Source organism: Elusimicrobiota bacterium, assembly GCA_016721625.1.
Lineage (GTDB): Bacteria > Elusimicrobiota > Elusimicrobia > FEN-1173 > FEN-1173 > JADKHR01.
The window spans coordinates 1615927-1631926 of the sequence record JADKHR010000001.1; the positions used below are offsets into that span (position 1 = coordinate 1615927).

The following is a 16000-nucleotide window of genomic DNA, read 5'->3' on the forward strand; positions in this document are numbered from 1 at the left end:
AAGATTATTTTTCGCGGGCCGATCCCGCCCCGGTTTAGGCCGTGGGGCGGGGTGGGAGGCGGAACAGGCGCCGAGCGTTGGCCGAGGTGGTCGACGCTATTTTTTCAACGGAGAGGTGTTTCAATTCCGCCAGGGCCCTGGCCACGGCGGGCAGGTGGGCGGGCTCGTTGCGTTTTCCCCGATGGCTTTGGGGCGGGAGATAGGGGCTGTCGGTTTCCAGCACCAGGGATTCCAGCGGAAGGTGGGTGATGAGGGCCCGAAGGGAGGAGGCGGCGGGGTAGGTGATGGGGGCGTCCACGCCGATCAAAAATCCCCGGTCGATCAGGGCCCAGGCCGTTTCCGCGTTTCCTTGAAAACAATGGGCCACGCCCAAAGGAACGGTGGCGGGCCCCACGGGGAACAATTTCCCGAGGATTGAGAGCAGATCCCGCTGGGCATCGGTTTTTTCGACCCCGGACTCCCGGCAATGGAGAACGATGGGTTTGTCGGCGCGCCGGGCCGCGCCCGCTAAATCATGAAGCACCCGGCGCTGGACCTCGGGAGGAGAATCGTCCCGGTGATAGTCCAAACCGATTTCGCCCACGGCCACGCATTTGGGATGCCGGACCGCCTCTTCCAACCGCCGGACCAGCCCGTCGTCCGCCTTCACGGCGTAGTAGGGATGAAACCCCGCCGTCCAATAGACGTCCGTTCGAGCCTCCGCCAGCGCCCGGGCCTTGGGCCACTGGGGTTCGTCTTCGCCGATTTCCACGAACCAGTCCACGCCGGATTCCTTGGCCCGCGCAAGAGACAGGTCCCGGTCCTCGTCAAACTTCTCGTCGGTGAGGTGGGTATGGGTTTCGAAATAGGAGGGATTCACCGGGGCGGCGTTTCCTTCCGCGGGAAGAGAGGCGCCCCTTTTTGGACTTTCTGACCCGGCGCGAAGGCGAGGGTCCCCGAGGCGAGAAGGGCGGGCGCGGCTTGGGCCAGCGGGTCGGGTTCCCCCAACTGCCGCCACATTTCCTGGGTGATCTCGGGCATGACCGGATGGAGCGCCAGCGCCGCCAGTTTGAGGGCCCGCGCCATTTCGACCAACACCCCCCGCGCCCGGTCGCGGTCTTCTTTCACCAGTTTCCAGGGCGCGCGGTCCTCGGCGAATTTGTTGGCCCGATTAACGAGGGTCAGAACCTTCTCCAACGCTTCGTGGAACGCCAGGCGGTTCAGGGAATCGTCGAATTCGGCCAGCCAAGCGCCGGCGTTTTCCGGCACCAGTTCCCGGGTGGCGGCGGCGCCGTCCAACAGGCCCTCGAAGTTTTTTTCAACCAGAGTGAGCACGCGGTTCAGCAAATTGCCCAGCGCGTTGGCCAGTTCGGAATTGTACCGGCCCAGCAGGGCCTGGAGCGAGAAATCCCCGTCTCCGCCGAAGGGGACTTCGCGCAACAAGAAGTAGCGGAAGGCGTCCACCCCGTAGACCTCGGCCACGGCGTGGGGGTCCACCACGTTGCCCCGGGATTTGGACATTTTCTCCCCTTCCACGGTCCACCAACCGTGAGCGAAAACCCGCTGGGGGAGCGGCAGGCCCAGCGCCATGAGCATGGCGGGCCAGATGACGGCATGGAACCGAAAGATTTCTTTGCCGACGAAATGAACCTCCGCCGGCCAGGCCTCGGCGAAGAGAGGGGCGGACCCCGAGGGGGAGTATCCCAAGGCCGAGATATAATTTAAAAGCGCGTCGAACCACACATAGACGGTGTGGGGCGGGTGGGACAGGACCGGAATTCCCCAGGGGACCTTGGTGCGGGAAACGGATAGATCCCGCAAACCGGACTTAACGAAGTTCGTGATTTCCCCGGCCCGGGATTTGGGCGCCAAGAAATCCGGATTTTTTTCGTAGTGCGCCAGGAGGCGGTCTTGGTAAGCGGACAGTCGGAAGAAATAGCTTTCTTCCTTCAATTTTTCCACGGTCCGGCCGCAGGTGGGGCACTGGCCGTTCAGCAGATCTCCCTCGGACCAAAACGTTTCGTCCGGCACGCAGTACCAATCCTCATAGGCGCCCAGATAAATGTCCCCTTGGGCCTTCAACTTTTCGAAAACGGCCTGGACGGCTTTTTTATGCCGATCCTCGGTGGTGCGGATGAAATCGTTCTGGGTAATGCCGAGGCGGGTCCAAAGGGCTTTGAACTTTTCGACCACGGGGCCCAGATATTCCATCGGGGTTTTTCCGGCCGCCCGGGCGGCCTGGTCGATTTTGGCCCCGTGCTCGTCGGTCCCGGTCAGGAAATGCACCTGGTCGCCCTTCAGCCGGCGCCAACGCGCCAAAACGTCGGCGGCGATGGTGGTGTAGGCGTGGCCGATGTGGGGGACGTCGTTGGCGTAATAGATGGGGGTCGTGATGTAAAAGGGTTTCATGAAACCTCCGAACGTCGCCGGGCTCGCCGTCGCAAATGGAGCAAAAGGTGTTCCAGCGTGAGACTGACACCCGCGTTTTGGCGGAGGCGGGTGAGCGCTTTTAAAACCCAGCCCAGGTCGTCCGGGTCGCGGTCTCCGGCCCGGGCCTCCCCTTGGAATCGGGCCAGAAGAGTTTCCAAAAACCGTTCCGCCACCGTGCGGCCCAGGCGGGGGTTCTGAAACCCTTCGCACCACGCCAGAAGCTCGCTTAAAAGGCATCCCTGCCAATCAAAATCCAATCCCGTTCCCTCCTCCAGCAAGGTTCGCGCCCGCTCCACGGAACCGTCCGCACTCCGGGCCGCGAGCTCGAGTTCGGCCACGGGGCGATCCCCATGGTCTCGAGCCAAGAGGTCCTGCACCACTTCCGGCGCCAGGGGCCGGAACCTCACCCGCTGACAGCGGGACCGGATCGTGGGGAGCAAAGACCCCGCCTCCGACGAAATTAAAATGAGGTGGGTTCCCGGGGGCGGTTCCTCCACGATCTTTAGCAGGGCATGGGCCGCGTCGTCCCCCAACGCGTCCGCAGGCGTGAGAACGGCGATCTTTACCCGGCCTTCGAGGGGTTTCAAGCGGAGCGCCCGTTCCATCTCCCGCACCGTGGAAATCTTGAGGGACTTTTGCTTTTCCACGGTCTCTTTTAAGAGCGCCGCCTGGCGAACGAAATCCACCCAAAGGAGGTCCGGATGGCCGCCCGTTTCCACCCGCTCACAACCCCCGCAGACCCCGCAAGAAAGAACCGGAGACGGCGGATTTTTGCATAACAGGATTTTTGCCCAGGCCCGGGCCGCCGTGCGTTTTCCAACACCGGCCGGGCCGGTGAACAAATAGGCGTGGGGCACGCGCCCGGCGGTGAGGGAGGCCGCGAGAAGATCCACGGCGGCGGACTGGCCGAGCACGTCCCGCAGAGGACGATTTGTTTGATTCAAAAGCGTCACGGTCGCCTCCGGGGGAGACGGCGATCCACGTGGGCCCAAATCCGCCCGCTCACCTCCGCCACGGATCCCCCCCAGGGGATCACCCGGAACCGGCGGGGTTCCCGCCGGGCCAAAGCCAAATAGCCGCGCCGCACGCGCTGGTGGAAGAGCGCGGGTTCCCGTTCCATGCGGTCCCCCCCGCTGGTTTTGGCTGTCCGTCGGGAGAGCCGTTTCGCCAATCCGCGAGCCGCCGAAAGGCCGCGCCGAACGGGAACGTCCAAGAGAAAGGTGAGGGAAGGCGTGAGCCCCCCCGTGGCGATCTTGTTCAAAATTTGGATTTCCCGGCGGGGGAGACCCCGGCCATAGCCTTGGTAGGCTTCGGTGGCGTCAGTGTACCGTTCGCAGATCACCACCCGGCCCGCCAACAGAGCCGGGACCACCACCTCCGCCAAATGTTGCGCCCGGGCGGCTTCGTAAAGCAATAGTTCCGTCATGGGGGCGATGCGGCTTTGGGGGTGGAGCAGGACCCGCCGCACGGACTCCGCGATGGACGTCCCGCCGGGTTCCCGCGTATGAACAACGGGAATCCCAAGCCCCTGCAGTCGGGCGGCCAACAGGTGGGCCTGGGTGCTTTTCCCCGACCCCTCCCCCCCCTCAAAAGTGATGAACAGTCCTCTTCGCACGACGGAGATTGAACCATTTCCGTCGAAGGAGGTCAAAACCCGATTTCACCCTGGGCCCGCGTAAAAATTGGTAACCTGAAATTCCCAGTTGGCCCGCAGAACCGAGACGAAGGAGATCCACTTTTTAGGACGAAAAAAGTGAGGTCGATGGCCGCTCCCACGCGGCACTTCTGGCTAGAGCCGTCGCAGGGACATCGGACGAACTTTTTGAGGGTCCCAGGCGCCAGTGGCCCCTGTTTGGGACGGGCCGAAGAGGCCCCGGCCCCGAAGGGGGAAAAAGTGAGAGATCCTTCGTCGAATTCCGGGTCCAACTGGGAATTCCAGGTTAAGTCCATTTTCAGCGAAAATGGGTCCTGGCGGGGCCTTCGTCCAATGACCAGCAGAGACTGAGAAACCTCACACAAAAATGCGTCCCTCTGATTTCGTGATCTTCTTACGGGTGGAAGGAACCGGGGAGAGCGGAGGGGTTGCATACGCGGACCGTCATTTCTTTATACGAACGGTCGTAGAAGGGGCCCCCCCTGGGTGTGACGAGGTAATTTTTTCCTTGGGGATAAGCGGTCCGAAACGCGCGGAGGGCGGCGGGGTCGAATTGGTCTGGGTTCCACTTGCATTCAATGGCATCCACGGTGTCGCGATCTTGCACGAGGACGAAATCCACCTCCCGGTCCGATCCGTCCCGCCAATAGAAAATGGGATGCTCCGGCCGAATGGCTCGAAGGAATTCCAAAACCATATGCTCCCAAAGGGCGCCGAAATCGCTTGGACGAGGAGGATCCCACCCCCGACAAAAGCTGACGAACCCCGTATCAAACCCATACACTTTCGGTCGGCGGACCAATTCCGAATTTCCCCCACCGTGGAAAGGGCGAACGATGGTGATGGCTTGTGTGACGGTCAAAGCCCGCAGGTGGCTTTCCACCGTGGGCCGTGAAATCCCCAAATCGCGGGAGGCCTGGCTGATCTCAAAAAGGCCCGAGCTTTGCTTGAGCACATATTCAAGGAACCATTGGAACTTTTCGATATCTCGAAAGCGAAAGAGCCTTTGAATGTCCCGGGCGAAGAAGGAATCCATCCATTCCCGGTACCAACCCGCTTCTTTCTTCGGGGCAAGAAGGGCGGGGGGCAAACCCCCTTGGGTCAGCCTTTTTTCTAGGCTCACGTCGAAGGATTCGAGCTCTGTCCAGAGCACGGGCACCAGGTGAACGGTTTGTTTTCTGCCCGACAAGGTATCTTTGAACAAATCGCTGGCCGCCAAGGTGGACGACCCGGTGGCGAGGATTTTGAACTGGGGGTAATGGTCAGCCCCAATTTTCAAGAGCCGGCTTGGGTCCCGCAACCGATGGATCTCGTCCAAAACAATAAGGGGTTTTGAACGGGATTTGAAAAAAAGGTCCGGGTCTTTTGACATTTCTTCGAGCGCGGGCCGCTCGCAGTCAAAATATTCCGTTCTCCCCTCATCGAGACTTTCCGCCAAAATCGTTTTACCCACACGTCGGACCCCTGCGAGCCAAACAATCGGGGCTGTACGCCACGCGGCTTCAAGCCGACGTATCCAGAAAGCTCTCTTTATCATGATAGTGAACTTATCAAAAATTCTATTAATTTGTCAACTACAGATACACTATTTCCAACGAAGGAGGTCAAAACCCGCTTTTTGCCATTCGTCGCTCGTGTCTCTTTAGCGTTCCGAAACTCTAGACGGAACAAAAAAGTGTATTCCTTCTCCCCTTGGGAGAAGGTGCCCCGAAGGGGCGGATGAGGGAAAGATGTTTTCCGTCGAAGCCGAATCCCTCACCCTACCCTCGCATCAGCGGCTCTGCCGCCCCCGGTGCCGTGAGCTCTGCGAACGGCCTCCCAAGAGGAGAGGGAAATTCTTTTTCAGAGGGCTAAAGAGACACGAAAATTGTAACCGTTCAGATCCGTTTTGGAAGCGGTGGTATTTTTGGGCCACACACAGCCGATTAGCGCCCCTTCGGAAAGCGGCGAAGACGATCAAGGATCATATTGCCAACATCATGACCTACTTTCATCATCGTGTCACCAATGCGATGAGTGAAAGCATCAACAGCAAGATTCAGAAAATCAAACAGATGGCCTGTGGCTTTAGAAACATAGAGAACTTCAAAACATCGATCTATTTCCATTGCGGGGGGCTGATTTATACCCATGCTAAACCCGGAAGCCCCCTCTTTGGGTCTTCCGGGTTTGGAGTGGGTCGTTTTTGACTCTTTGCCCCCCCTTGAGGCGTTTTGAGCACGATTTTTCGTCGCTAGCGGGGCCGGACCTGTCTGATCCGGCCCGAAGATGTTTGAGGGCCGTCCCTTCCGACAAATTTATCAATGTTGGGACGGCACCGACCATGGGAATGAACAGAAAGACGGTGCCGACGAAAAATCGCGCGGAAACCGACCGGGGCGCATTTCTTTTCCGTCCCCTTTCTTTGGGCGTGCAAAGAAAAGGGATCCGCATCAGCGGCTCTGCCGCCCCAGGTTCATGAAGCTCTGCGACGGGCCGGGGTCGGAAGGTGGAGCCCCCTTGCCTGAAGGCAAATGGCGCCCCAGTGATTTCCCCTTAGACCCACCGGAAACCAAGAAGCCTCAAACTAAATAACTAAATACGTCCCCCTGATTTCCACTCACGCAAAAAGGGTTCCATCAAATAATTGGCTTGAAAATTGCTCGAACGGGCAAATTCGGATCCGGGAATCGGAGAAGGCCCGGGTTCCACGGTAGACCCCATAGGCCGCCTGAATTTTCCCTTGATCCAAGAGGTCGCGAAGCCCCTTTCCATATTCCGACCGCCATTCCGTGGCGGATTTGATTTCAATTCCAATGGCCTTTCTTCCCCGACTCCAGATAAGATCGACCTCAACCCCGGCGGGAGTTCGGTAATAGAAGATCTCTCCCCCGACGTCCAGATAGTGCGCGGCGGCGCGAAGCTCATTGTAAACAAACGTTTCAAACAATAATCCCCGCTCAAACGATTCCATGGGATCTCGCACCGTTCCCAAAATAGTTCGAACAACCCCACTGTCAAAAAAATAAAATTTCGGATTTTGTTTTTCACGCACTTTCAGACGGGGCTGCCACCCCGGGACCCACGAGCCAATCAACGTATCAACGAGAACCGAAAAATACCGTTCAACGCTGGGCCGCGAAACCCCGGCGTCCCGGGACAGGCCGGCCACGTTGACGACCTGGCCATTCATGAGGGCGGCCACTTTAAGAAACCTGGAAAAGGACTCTAAATTGCGAGAGAGTGCCTCCTGCTGAATTTCCTCTTTTAGATAGGTACCCACATAGGCTTCGAGGGTTTGAATCGCCAACGGAGGCCGTGTGTAAACAAGAGGCAACGTGCCATAGCGAAGACAACGTTCCAAATCAAAATCGGCGCCCAGTTCTTTGGAGACCAGGGGGAAAAACAATTTCTGGATGGCCCGGCCGGCCAGTAAATTGGCTTGGCTTGATTTTAACTTCCGCGCACTTGAACCGGTGAGGCAAAATTTGATTTTGTCATGCCGGTCGTGCATAACCGATTGCACTTCATTCAGCAGAGAGGGGACCTTCTGAACCTCGTCCAGAACCACCCAAGAACCCTCCTCTTTCCCTTCCACTTCCCGGCGAAGGCGCTGAGGCTCTCCGATGTAACGAAGAAGGACGTCGTTTTTTAAAAAATCAAAGCGTTGCGCTCGGTTATAATGCGCGTCAATCCAGGTGGACTTCCCCGTCCCCCGGGGCCCAAAAAGGAAGAAGGAGGTGGATGGAGGCATCAACAATCGTGTATACATAGTGAGCATAATACAATGGAATTTGACCGCTGTCAATGCATTTCAACTCAGCCGTTCGACTGAGTTAATTGTAAATGGAGGTCAAAACAAGATTTTAACACGGGGCCATCATGGGCCCGCGTGAAAAACCGGTAAATCCAATTTTAAAGGAAATGGGCCTGGCGGGGCGAGCGTCTAATGACCATCAATGGCTGAGAAAACTAAATAACTAAATGCACCCCCCTCGTCCGCTGACGGACAATCGCCCGATAAATCGGGCAGCTACAAAAATCGCTTCGGAGCACTAAACTGTCACGGCGAATGTCATGCATCTATTCCCCGGACCCTTGAGTGATTTCGCGGGGGTTACCAGGCGATGTTGGAGGCGGGGATTTCGTCCCAGGTGACGCGGGCGAGGACCACGTTTAGGAGCGGGATGTTGGGGTTATTCCCCTCATAAAAGACGTTCACCCGCTCGCCGCTGGTGTCGTTGTTGACGGTGTTGCCCACCACCCACACGGTCCCGGCTATGTCGGTCAGAGAATTCAGGGTCAGGGCGCCGCCGACGTAGACAAACCCGCGGAAACCAACGTCCGTGTTGGCGGCGATGGGGCCGCCTGTCCAGGTTTCGCCGCCGTGGTTGAAGGTCAATCGGTTGGTTTGGAAACCGTTGTCGGCGGGATACTGGTTCGCGACCGCGGTATCGTTGCTGGCGGTCGTGAGCTTGGCGTATTCCCGCCAGGCGTTGGCGGGGACGGGGCCCACGTAGCTGTAGCAGTCGCCGTTATCCACGGTCATGTTGCCGCGCACGATCACGGTGCCGTACAACCCGAGCCGGTGACAACCGCCCGGGGCGGAAGCGGTCATATCGCCTGAAAAAATGACGTCGTTATCCCAGTACCACAACCGGTTCAATTTGGAACTCGCGTGGTCGTTGGCGTCGAAAAAGTGGCACGTGGTGCCGGCGGGACTGTGGTTGGCCGCGGTGGTGTGCGGCGTGGAGCCCGTTTGGCAGGTGCCGTGGGTGGCGGCAAACCCGGTGCACCGGATGGCGGGCCCCGCGGCGATGTTGGTGCGGAAGTTCAAGGTGGACGTAGCGGTGGCGGAGGCGCGCATGGTGGTGAAATCCAGGATCGGCATGTCCGGGACATTGTAATCGGACCACCATTCGATGTTGTTGGTGTTGGGGGGGGTCAGACCGTTGGTGTCGCGCGGGTTGGCGGCAATGCCGGTGACCACTTGCTTCGAGTATTTCCGGGGATAGTATTTGGTGGCGGCCCAGCCGGAAATATTGATGTTGCCCTTGGCGTAAATGGGGCCCCAGGCGCACTCGAAATCCTTCTGATACCCGATGGAGCCCCGGACATCATGGGGCCGGGGAGGGAAACGTTTTCGAATACGCCCCGCACGGCGCGAACCTGTTTGGTCAGGTTGTCCCGGGCTTCGGCCAGAATGGTGACTTGGTTCGCCGATGGGCCGGAACTGAACCGCAGGCGGTAGGTGCCGCCCTCGATGTCCGTGTAAACGGTGTCGAAATTGTAACCCGCGAGGACCGTGCCCACCGAGGCGGCCGCATAGGTGGAGGTGGCGCTCTTCAGTTTCCAGGTGCCGCGGTCCACGGCGGCGTCGGCCAGGGCGAACATGACGGAGGATTTTTGTTGTTTAACGGTCCAACGGGATTCCTGCCCCGCCCACTGAACCAACAAGGGCACGAAGATCATGAGAACGGCCAGAACGAGAACCGCGCCCACCAACAACTGGCCCCGGACGCCGCGAACTCCGCGCGCGCCCGTCCATATTTCAGCCGGCCGTTTTGACTCTTTCATTGATGGTCCCATGGTTTCCTCCTACTGAAATCTTGCCGCCGATCCGTGCGATCGCCTCAGTTCATCACCCGGACCCGCTCCGAGGCCACGTGCAAGGCTTTGGTTTTTCCCTGATAAATCGCTTTTTCGAAAGTCAACGATACGGAAATGATGGTCATGTCGCTGGATTTGGGAAGGTAAAAGTTCACGAAACGCGCATCGTCCGAAAGGGTCCGGGTCTTCCCTCCGCGGGTTTCTTGCAAGAGGGTCCCATTCAGGGCATAAGTGAGACTGAGCCCGTTGATGGTGGTGAAACTGAGCCGCGAGTAGTAAGGCTGGTTCACGTTCAAACGATCGATCACGATGGTGCTGGATTGGGCTTGCCTCAGATTTTTCGTCACGGTGTCCATCACCTCCCGCGCGGCCCGTTGAAGTTCGACCCGGGTCCGGTTCAGCCAAAAGAACCGGCCGGTGTGGATCAAAAGCGGGACGGCCACCATCATGATCCCGGCCATTAAGGCCACGACCATCATCAACTCGGCCAGGGTGAAACCGCTCGTCGGTCGGCGTTTCACCACGAGAAGTTCACCCCGATTTTGTGAAACCCGGCAGAACGCTCACGCTGGTTGAACTTCGGACCGTGTTGGTCCAAACCCCGGCGGAGTAGGTGGGATAATAGGCATAGACCTTGTACGTGGTGCTGGTGCTTCCCCGGACTTCCAAGAGATAAGAGCCGTTTTCATAGGAGGAACCCAGAAAATAGCCGGCGCCCAAGAGAGTGGCCGCGTTGATGGTCGGCGGAGTGACGATGGTGGCGGTGGAGGCCACCACCACCACGCCGGTTCGCAAGGGAGCGCCTCCCAACGAGACGGAGCCGGAGATGAAACCGCTGGCCCCGGAAACGGTGAACGTTCCGACGAAAACGGGCGCCCCCACCGGGACCACGGTGGAAAAAGAGGCGGGACTGGCGGTTTCTCCGGAACTCAGCTGGGTTTCCACGGTATAGGTGTTCGTCGCGATGTTCGCCATGCGAAACTTCCCGTCCGGGGCGGACACCACCGTCCCTTCGACCAGCCCCGAGGAGTTGGTCGCCGTAATCGCGATGCCCGGCAAAGGATTGACCCCGTCCCGGGTGACAAAACCAAAAAGGCCCCCCCCCTGGGGAAGGACGAAGTCGACCCCGGAGGTCACCTGGCCGACCGTTACGGTCACGGCGGGAGAGGAAACGCTCACGTAGCTACTATTGAGGTTGCCGGGATTGGCCGTCAGATTATAGGTCCCGGGCGAGGTTTTGAGGAAAAAGCGGTAGGGCCAAACCGTCGAAGCGAGCGCGCTGGTCATCCCGTTGGTCACCGTAATGGCGGGGCTAATCCCCGTGCCATTGGTTTTTGTGACGGTCCCCAAAACCCAGCCGTCGGTGGTGGAGGAGGTCAGGAACAGGTGCGGCGTGTTCGCCGCCGGCCAGGGGGGAGCGGTGGCGGCGTTCGGCATGGGGAGCACGCCGGCGCCGACAGGGACCACCACGTTATCGATCTGCTGGAACGCGTTGTTGAACGCGGCGTAGAGAGACCACGTTCCGGTCGCCACGTTCGTCAAATAGTAGCGGCCCGCCCAGGCGTTGCTGACACCGTTGTTGAAAAAATCCCAATCGATATCGGCGGGCGTGGACAAACCGTCGTTGCAGGAAACCGACCCGCCGATGGGGACTTCGCCGGAAACGATGGGCTCCAAGGGGCTCAACCGGTTGTGGGGCGCGAACCGCACCCCGCCTGCCTGAGCCGTATCCCAAAAATCGTAAAAGTTCCACCCCATGTCGTAGGCGCGCCCGACCGTGGTGCTGACCCCGGCGGTGCTGGAAAAACGAGTGTATTGCTCGTTGTCCGAAAGTCCCACCATTTGGTCGATGGGATTGTTCTCGTAATCGGGGGGCCAAAACCCGGCGCCGCCGCCTTTCCAACCCACCTTGTCGAGGAGTTTTCCGGTGGACACCTGATAGAGCTTTATGACCCCGGCGCCCTGTTGGGCGCCGTCGGTATTGATCGGAATGGCGTTGTAGTTTTCCGCCCCCGGGGTGGTGTCGAAGTAAGGAAAGTTCAGGTCGTTAGCTCCTCCCACCGTGGCGTCCCAAACGGCATCAGGCATGACCGAGACGCCGTTAATGGTGACCGGACCCGTGTTGGCGAACAGGTAATAGCCCCCGGACGGAAGGGTGACGGTGCTTCCGGTAAAATCAATGACGATATCGCGCTGGGGCCCCAACCACGCCAAGGGCTGAAAGGTTAAACGAATATCGCCCGCCACCGTCCAGGTATAGGTGGTGGGATTGAATATCTCCACGTATTCGGCCGTCATCCCGGAGGGGAGCGCCGTGGCCGTGCTTCCCATGATTTGGCTGATGACCAAATTATCGTTCAGCCAGACCCAGCCTTGGAGGTCGCGGTTGGCCATGGGGTTGAGCGCGACGTTCACGGTCACCGCCGCATTGGCCGGCACCACCGCCGGAACCAGCACGTCAAAAAAACCGGGGGCGGTCACCATCAAGTTGTAGTTCCCGGGGTAAAGATTGACGATGTAATCTCCCGTGGCGTTGGTGGTGTCCGTGAACCCCGTGTTCTCAGCCAGCGTGATGTTGGCGTTCGGAATGGCCACGGCGCCCACCGAGTTGGTCACTTTTCCCCTTAGGATACTGTTGGTCATGACCGCGTCAGGGTTGGACATGACGCTTCGCATTTGGAGTTTTTTTGTCTCGCCCCGCCTCTGCCAAAGGGTGGTCACCGTGACCAGCTTCATGCCGGTGTCGGCGGAGGTGGGCGCCAAGGTGGTCACGTTTCCCGAAACTTCCTGGGCGATCTCCACGAACGTATAGCGGGTAAACCGCATTCCGCCCTCCTCAATCGTCTCCGGAAGGAAAAACGAGTTATCGTAGGGTTCCGCCGGGGTAAACCTCGCGTCGTAGGCCGGAGCGGTGGTGATGAGAACGCGGTAATAGTTTTTCTGCTTGAGAATCTGCAGTTGCTCTTGGCAGAGGTTGGTGGCGAGACTGCGCTCTTTGGCCGTTTGGATCGACCTCCCGATGACCTGGAAAGTTCCCATGAGCGCCACGGCCCCGATGCTCAGGAGCGTCATGGCAATGATCAATTCGACAAGGGACACGCCCCGGGGTCGCCGGGGAGTAGGATCGCCGATCATCATAGGGGGATCTTCCTTTTGGCCGGCGCTACCTGAACCGACAAAAGAGCCGCACCGACCACCAAAGGCAGTATAGGGCCGGAACCCCGTCCTGTCAATGCCCGGCTCCTCCCGGTTCGTCTTTTGATATGTGAAACCGCCATGGAATAGAAGAGGCCGGACGCTTTCACCGGATCGGGTTATGTTCCTTGGCGTGAATTTGGATCGGGACCCTGAGGGTTCGCGGGCGGCGCCGGGAGGGGTGGCGGCGGGGCGGTGGGTTGGCGGGGCGTTTCTGCAACCCGGGGCGGGGCCGCCTGTGGGAAAACCATCTCCGGCGAATCGGCGGGGCGGGCGACCGGATTCTCCGAACGGATTTGGCGGGTCTCCACTGGGACAATGGTCTGAGAAGTGGTAGATTCTTCTTTTCCACACCCGACCGCTATGAGAGCGGAAATCCCAAAAAAAAGTCGGACAAAGGTTTTCAGTGACATCATTTTCCTCCCTGAGCTAAGTTCGAACGGGGGTTTCTTTATTCCCAGTGGTGCGGATCAAGCCCCCCTGCTACGAAGTATAACCGAAAACGTTCCTCTTTCAAGCCCCCAATGAAAAATCGCGCGGACGCCGACACCGAGGAAAAAAATAATGGCGAAGGGCCGCGACCGTGCGGGCGGCCGCGCGGCCGTCGCCATAGGGGTTGACCGTACGGGCCATGCGGCGGTAAAAGGCGGCGTCGTCCAACAGCTTTTCGATCCAGCGTTTGAGGTGGACGCCGTCGGTGCCCACCAAACGCGCCGCCCCCGCGCGGACGGCCTCGGGCCGCTCGGTCACCGCGCGGAGAACCAAGACCGGCTTCCCCAGGCTCGGGGCCTCTTCCTGGATGCCGCCTGAATCGGTCACGACAAAAAGACATTTTTTGAGAAGGTGGATAAGCGGACCGTATTCCAGCGGGTCCGTGAGACACACGTTGGCCAGGCCTCCCAGGATCCGACGGGCGGGCAATCGAACGTTGGGGTTCGGATGCACGGGATAAATAAAACCCAAGGTGGGCCGAGCCATGGCCACGGCCCGAAGGGCTTCGAACACTTCTTCCAGGGGCTGACCGAAGTTCTCCCGGCGATGGGCCGTAACGAGGATAAAGGGCCCCTTCGCGATGCGGGCCGCCGATGCTGGAAAATGAGGCGGATTGGTTTTCAATCGCTTCAGACCCAGTTGAAGGGCGTCGATGCCGGTGTTGCCCGTTACAAATATTTTGGAGGGCGGGACGCCCTCCCGGCGCAGGTTCCGCTGGGCTCCCGCCGTCGGGGCGAAGTGCAGGACCGCCACCCCATCCGTCAGTTTGCGGTTGATTTCTTCCGGAAAGGGGTGCGCGTCGTCGTGGGAACGCAGTCCCGCCTCCACGTGGCCCACGGGGATCCGTTGATAGAAAGCGGCGAGGGTGGCCATGAGGGTTGTGGACGTATCCCCGTGAACCAAAACCAAATCAGGATGTTCCTCTTTTAAAACGGGTTCCAGGCGGCTCAACGCGCGGACCGAAACGTCGGTCAGGGTTTGCCCGACCCGCATGACGCCGAGATCGTGATGGGGTTTGAGGCCGAAAAGGCTCATCGCTTGGTCCAATAGGCCCCGGTGCTGGGCCGTCACGGCGATCCTGGGTTCGAACTCCCGGGGAAATTTCGCCAATTCCATGGCCACCGGGGCCATTTTGATGGCTTCGGGACGTGTTCCGAAAATGAGGAGAATCTTTTTCCGTCCATGGGGCGGTGATTTTTTAGACACAAACGATCCGTTGGATGACATCGCTAAAAAACTCCTTTGACCAGATCTTGAGCGCGCCGGGCGCTATGACGAACGGTTCCACTTCTCGTCAAGGTTGCAAGTGATGTTTCTCGATATCGGTCATTTCATTGGCGATCTTCATCGCATGTCTTATTCAGCATAGTATGTCCATTATTTGTGGACATACTATGCCAAAAACGACGTTTATTTTTTGTTTCAGTTTAGCGTTCCGAAGAGATTTTTGTAGCTGCCCGATTTATCGGGCGATTGAACATCGGAAGAACTCATTTTAGGAAAAGTGGCCCCATAAATGGGGCAACTACAAAATGCATGTTCGGTCGCATACGCCAGGCGACTAAAGAAACATGCCGACGGAAAAATGGCAGGGCGGGCCTCCCTCCTCCCTAGACCCTCCCGCGGAAAAACGTTAACAAAAGGGCGGCCATGGACAACAGGAGGGTGGCGACGTAGACCAACAGCACGACTTCCCTCTGGGTCCACCCCTGGGCCAGGAGGCGGTGGTGGAAATGGCCCCGGTCGGCGGTCATGAGGCCGCCGCCACGACGGGCGCGCCGCACCAAAGCGAAAGCCACGTCCACCACCGGGAGGGCCACCACCAGGACTGGGATCAGGAAGGCGATGACGGCGCTGGTCTTGAGGGTCCCGATAATACTCACGGCCCCCAGCATGAAACCCAGGAAGAGAGCGCCGCCGTCCCCCATGAAGACCTTGGCCGGATGGAAATTGTAGATCAAAAACCCCAGACAGGCTCCGGCGATGGCCGAGGCCAAAACCGACGCGAGCTTTAACTGTTTGGCGTAAAGAACAACTTTGGTGTCGGCTTGAAGGAGGGCCACGAAAAGGAACGTCCCGGCGGCGATGGCGCAAATCCCTCCAGCCAAACCGTCCAACCCGTCCGTCAAGTTGATGGCGTTCATGAACCCCAATAACCAAAAAAGGGTCACGATCTGGGAAACCAGGAGCGGGAACGTGACGAACCCGAACCCTGGAATGGCCAAGCCCGCCATGCGGACGCCGTACATCATGGCCACGTAGGCGGCGATGATTTGGGCCAACAACTTGACCACGGGCGGCAGGGAACGCCGGTCGTCCCACATGCCCAAGACCACGCACACCAGGGACCCCATGAGAACGCCGGTCAACTGGGCCTTGAGACTCAACACCCCCACGGCCTGGCCTTTTTCTAAAATCCGAAAACGGTAGTCGAGCAGTTTCGCAAACCAGGGGGAGAGAAAAACCGCGGCCCCCAGACCCAAAAAAACCCCGCCGGCGATGGCCCCGCCCCCCCAGCGGGCGGTGGGTTGGGTGTGGACCTTGCGGGGGTCCGGCAGATCCATCACCCCGAACCGGCGGGAAAGGCCCATGAAAGCGGGGACCAGCCCCGCCGTTCCGGCGAGCGCGATAAAAAAAGCGACGAGTTGAGCGCGGATCAAA

At 59.2% G+C, this 16000-nt stretch carries 13 protein-coding genes; 1 reads left to right on the forward strand and 12 read right to left on the reverse strand.

From position 1 onward, the window contains the following. Positions 1 to 34 precede the first annotated feature (34 nt). The 5 genes from IPP35_06870 to IPP35_06890 form a co-directional block, all read right to left on the reverse strand. On the reverse strand, positions 35 to 859 hold the full coding sequence (locus IPP35_06870; GenBank protein ID MBL0058820.1) for a TatD family hydrolase: 825 nt from the start codon (positions 857 to 859) through the stop codon (positions 35 to 37). After that, a complete protein-coding gene (metG, locus tag IPP35_06875) occupies positions 856 to 2388 on the reverse strand; it encodes a methionine--tRNA ligase (GenBank protein MBL0058821.1) in 1533 nt (510 codons plus the stop codon). The genes IPP35_06870 and metG overlap by 4 nt, the downstream gene beginning before the upstream one ends. Next, complete coding sequence (gene holB, locus IPP35_06880; GenBank protein ID MBL0058822.1) at positions 2385 to 3362, reverse strand: DNA polymerase III subunit delta'; 978 nt, start codon at positions 3360 to 3362, stop codon at positions 2385 to 2387. Before holB ends, metG begins: the two co-directional genes overlap by 4 nt. Beyond that, complete coding sequence (tmk, locus tag IPP35_06885; protein MBL0058823.1) at positions 3359 to 4012, reverse strand: dTMP kinase; 654 nt, start codon at positions 4010 to 4012, stop codon at positions 3359 to 3361. The genes holB and tmk overlap by 4 nt, the downstream gene beginning before the upstream one ends. Positions 4013 to 4457: 445 nt before the next feature. Continuing rightward, on the reverse strand, positions 4458 to 5600 hold the full coding sequence (locus IPP35_06890; protein ID MBL0058824.1) for an ATP-binding protein: 1143 nt from the start codon (positions 5598 to 5600) through the stop codon (positions 4458 to 4460). Between the two features lie 193 nt (positions 5601 to 5793). Between IPP35_06890 and IPP35_06895 the strand changes: the two genes are divergently transcribed. After that, entirely contained in the window at positions 5794 to 6252 is a 459-nt protein-coding gene (locus tag IPP35_06895) for a transposase (protein ID MBL0058825.1), read from the forward strand. A 410-nt stretch (positions 6253 to 6662) separates the two neighbouring features. On the opposite strand, the gene IPP35_06900 is transcribed toward IPP35_06895, so the two are convergent. The 7 genes from IPP35_06900 to IPP35_06930 all read right to left on the reverse strand — a co-directional run bounded on the left by IPP35_06900 (position 6663) and on the right by IPP35_06930 (position 15999). Then, entirely contained in the window at positions 6663 to 7796 is a 1134-nt protein-coding gene (locus tag IPP35_06900; GenBank protein MBL0058826.1) for an ATP-binding protein, read from the reverse strand. A 363-nt stretch (positions 7797 to 8159) separates the two neighbouring features. Next, the gene (locus IPP35_06905; GenBank protein MBL0058827.1) at positions 8160 to 9032 is read right to left on the reverse strand and encodes a hypothetical protein; all 873 of its coding nucleotides are present in this window, start codon (positions 9030 to 9032) and stop codon (positions 8160 to 8162) included. Further along, the gene (locus IPP35_06910; protein MBL0058828.1) at positions 8987 to 9619 is read right to left on the reverse strand and encodes a hypothetical protein; all 633 of its coding nucleotides are present in this window, start codon (positions 9617 to 9619) and stop codon (positions 8987 to 8989) included. The genes IPP35_06905 and IPP35_06910 overlap by 46 nt, the downstream gene beginning before the upstream one ends. Positions 9620 to 9675: 56 nt before the next feature. Continuing rightward, the gene (locus tag IPP35_06915) at positions 9676 to 10173 is read right to left on the reverse strand and encodes a prepilin-type N-terminal cleavage/methylation domain-containing protein (GenBank protein ID MBL0058829.1); all 498 of its coding nucleotides are present in this window, start codon (positions 10171 to 10173) and stop codon (positions 9676 to 9678) included. Between the two features lie 10 nt (positions 10174 to 10183). Further along, a complete protein-coding gene (locus tag IPP35_06920) occupies positions 10184 to 12751 on the reverse strand; it encodes a carboxypeptidase regulatory-like domain-containing protein (GenBank protein ID MBL0058830.1) in 2568 nt (855 codons plus the stop codon). A gap of 609 nt (positions 12752 to 13360) precedes the next feature. Then, positions 13361 to 14566, reverse strand: a complete 1206-nt coding sequence (gene wecB, locus IPP35_06925; protein MBL0058831.1) for a UDP-N-acetylglucosamine 2-epimerase (non-hydrolyzing) — start codon at positions 14564 to 14566, stop codon at positions 13361 to 13363. A 383-nt stretch (positions 14567 to 14949) separates the two neighbouring features. Beyond that, positions 14950 to 15999 (reverse strand): undecaprenyl/decaprenyl-phosphate alpha-N-acetylglucosaminyl 1-phosphate transferase, encoded by a 1050-nt coding sequence (locus IPP35_06930; GenBank protein MBL0058832.1) that lies wholly within the window; start codon positions 15997 to 15999, stop codon positions 14950 to 14952. Between the last annotated feature and the right edge of the window lies 1 nt (position 16000).